This window comes from Stenotrophomonas sp. YIM B06876, from assembly GCF_030711595.1.
GTDB lineage: Bacteria > Pseudomonadota > Gammaproteobacteria > Xanthomonadales > Xanthomonadaceae > Stenotrophomonas.
In genome coordinates, this window is record NZ_JAUJUJ010000083.1 from 1 (window position 1) to 3,100 (window position 3,100).

Sequence of the window (3,100 nt, forward strand, 5' to 3'; positions counted from 1 at the left end):
CAGCCCCTGGCGCAGGGACGGGCAAATGAGCATTTCCGCCCGGTTCATCCAGCGCCCCATCGGCACCACGCTGCTGGCACTGGCACTGCTGCTGGTGGGTGTGGCGACGTACCCGCTGCTGCCCATCGCACCGCTGCCGCAGGTCGACTTTCCGACCCTGCAGGTTTCTGCCAGCCTGCCGGGGGCGAGTCCCGAAACCATGGCCTCCAACGTGGCGCAGCCGCTGGAGCGCAATTTCGCCCTGATCGCGGGGCTCGCGCAGATGACCTCGGTCAGCGGCATCGGCTCGACGCAAATCACCTTGCAGTTCGACTTGAACCGCAATATCGACGGTGCTGCCCTGGATGTGCAGGCGGCCATCAACGCATCGAGCGGCCAGTTGCCGGCCAACCTGCCAAGCCCGCCGACCTTTCGCAAAGTCAATCCGGCGGACTCGCCCATCATGCTGCTGACCGTGCAGTCGCAAACGCTGCCCCTGACCCAGGTCAACGACTACGCCGACAACATCCTGGCGCAGCAGATTTCGCAGATCTCGGGGGTCGGCCTGGTCAGCATCGGCGGCGCGCAAAAACCCGCCGTGCGCGTGCAGGTGGATCCCGGCAAGCTGGCCGCGCTGGGCATGGGCCTGGAAGACGTTCGCGGCGTCATCGCCACCGTGTCGGTCAACCAGCCCAAGGGCACGCTCGACGGACCGGCGCAGAGCTTCACCGTCTACACCAACGACCAGTTGCTCAGCGCAGCACCCTGGAACGACGTGGTGCTGGCCTACAAGAACGGCGCGCCGGTGCGGGTGCGCGACATCGGCGTGGCGGTCGACGCCGCGGAAAACAACAAGGTGGCGGCCTGGGCCTACGCCGGCGCCGCGGCGCAGGGCAGCGGCATCCACAACGCCCGCGCCATCCTGCTGGTCATCTTCAAGCAGCCGGGTGCCAACGTGATCGACACGGTCGACAAGATCAAGGCCGCGCTGCCGCGGCTGCGCGCCGCGATACCGCCGACGGTCGAGGTCCACACCCTGGTCGACCGCACGCAGACCATACGCGCCTCGGTGCACGACGTGGAGTTCACGCTGCTGCTGACCATCGCGCTGGTGGTGCTGGTGATCTTCCTCTTCCTGCGCAATGTGGCGGCCACGCTGATCCCTAGCGTCACGGTGCCGCTGGCGCTGCTGGGCACTACGGCCATCATGTACCTGGTCGGCTTCAGCCTGGACAACCTGTCGCTCATGGCGCTGACGATCTCGGTTGGCTTCGTGGTGGACGACGCCATCGTGATGCTGGAGAACATCTACCGCCACATCGAGGCCGGCATGGCACCCATGGAGGCGGCCACCCAGGGCGCCGGCGAGATCGGCTTCACCATCATCTCGATCTCGGTCTCGCTGGTGGCGGTGTTCATACCGCTGTTGCTGATGGGCGGCATCGTGGGCCGGCTGTTCCGCGAGTTCGCCATCACCGTCACCCTGGCCATCGCGGTCTCGGTGCTGATTTCGCTGACCCTGACACCCATGCTGTGTTCGCGCTTCCTGCAGAACGAGCACGGCCGCGCGCACGGGCGGATGTACCAGCTCTTCGAGCGCGGCTTCGCGGCGCTTCTCAATGGCTACCAGCACGGCCTGAACCTGGTGCTGCGCCACCAATTCATCACGTTGTGCGTCTTCTTCGCTACCCTGGCGGCCACGGTGGCGCTGTTCATCGTCATTCCCAAGGGCTTCTTCCCGCAGCAGGACACCGGGTTCATCTTCGGTTCGGCGCAAGCCGGGCAGGACTCGTCGTTTGCCGCGATGAACCGGCGCATGGTGCAGTTCGCCGACGTGGTGCGCCAGGACCCCGACGTCACCGGCCTGGCCATGTTCGGCAACTCGTCGACCTTCAACACCGGCAACTTCTTCATCTCGCTCAAGCCCAGGGACGAAGGGCGCACCTTGAGCGCCGACCAGATCATCGCCCGGCTGCGGCCCAAGGTCGCGCACATCGAGGGCGCCTCGCTGCTGATGCAGGCGGGCCAGGACATCAACGTGGGCGGGCGCCTGTCGCGCACGCAATACCAGTACACCATCACCGACGCCAACCTGGACGAGCTCAACCTGTGGGCGCCCCGGCTGCTGGAGCGCTTTGCCCAGCTGCCGCAGCTCACCGACGTGGCCTCGGATCTGCAAAATGCTGCCGCGACCGCCACACTGACGATCAACCGCGACCGCGCATCGAGCTTCGGCTTTTCGCCCGCCGCCATCGACGCGACGATCTACGACGCCATCGGCCAGCGCCAGGTGGCCCAGTTCTTCACGCAGATCAACAGCTACCACATCATCCTGGAGGTCACGCCGGCCCTGCAGGCCGACCCATCGCTGTTTGGCAAGCTCTATCTGACCTCGCCTCTGACCGGCCAGCAGGTGCCGCTGTCGGCCTTCGTCACGCTCGACACCAACAAGACCGCCTACCTCTCGGTCAGCCACCAGGGGCAGTTTCCGGCCGTGACGCTGTCGTTCAACCTCGCGCCCGGCGTGGCGCTGGGCCAGGCGGTGGCAGCCATCAACCAGGCCCAGGCCGGCATGGGGCTGCCGCAGGCGCTGCGGGGTTCGTTCCAGGGCACGGCGCAGGCCTTCCAGGACTCGCTGAGCACCCAGCCCTACCTGATCGCCGCCGCGCTGGTCGCGGTCTACATCGTGCTCGGCCTGCTCTACGAGAGCTACATCCACCCGCTCACCATCCTGTCGACGCTGCCCTCGGCCGGCGTCGGCGCGCTGCTGATCTTGATGGCCGGCGGTTACGAGCTGACGGTGATCGCGCTGATCGGCATCATCCTGCTGATCGGCATCGTGAAAAAGAACGGCATCATGATGATCGACTTCGCGCTCACCGCCGAGCGCGAACAGGGCCTGGCGCCACGCGAGGCGATCTACCAGGCCTGCCTGCTGCGCTTTCGCCCCATCATGATGACAACCATGTGCGCGCTGCTCGCCGGCCTGCCGCTGATGCTGGGCCACGGCGCCGGTTCGGAACTGCGCCGGCCGCTGGGCTACGCCATGGTCGGCGGGCTGCTGCTGTCGCAGATGCTGACCCTGTTCACCACGCCGGTGGTCTACCTCTACCTCGACCGG

Annotated in this window: 1 protein-coding gene; it reads left to right on the forward strand. The window is 66.6% G+C overall.

Features of this window, described 5'->3' with window-relative positions:
* Positions 1-25: 25 nt before the first annotated feature.
* A partial coding sequence (locus QZH66_RS14685; RefSeq protein ID WP_305806666.1) for an efflux RND transporter permease subunit occupies positions 26-3,100 on the forward strand: 3,075 nt, incomplete at its 3' end.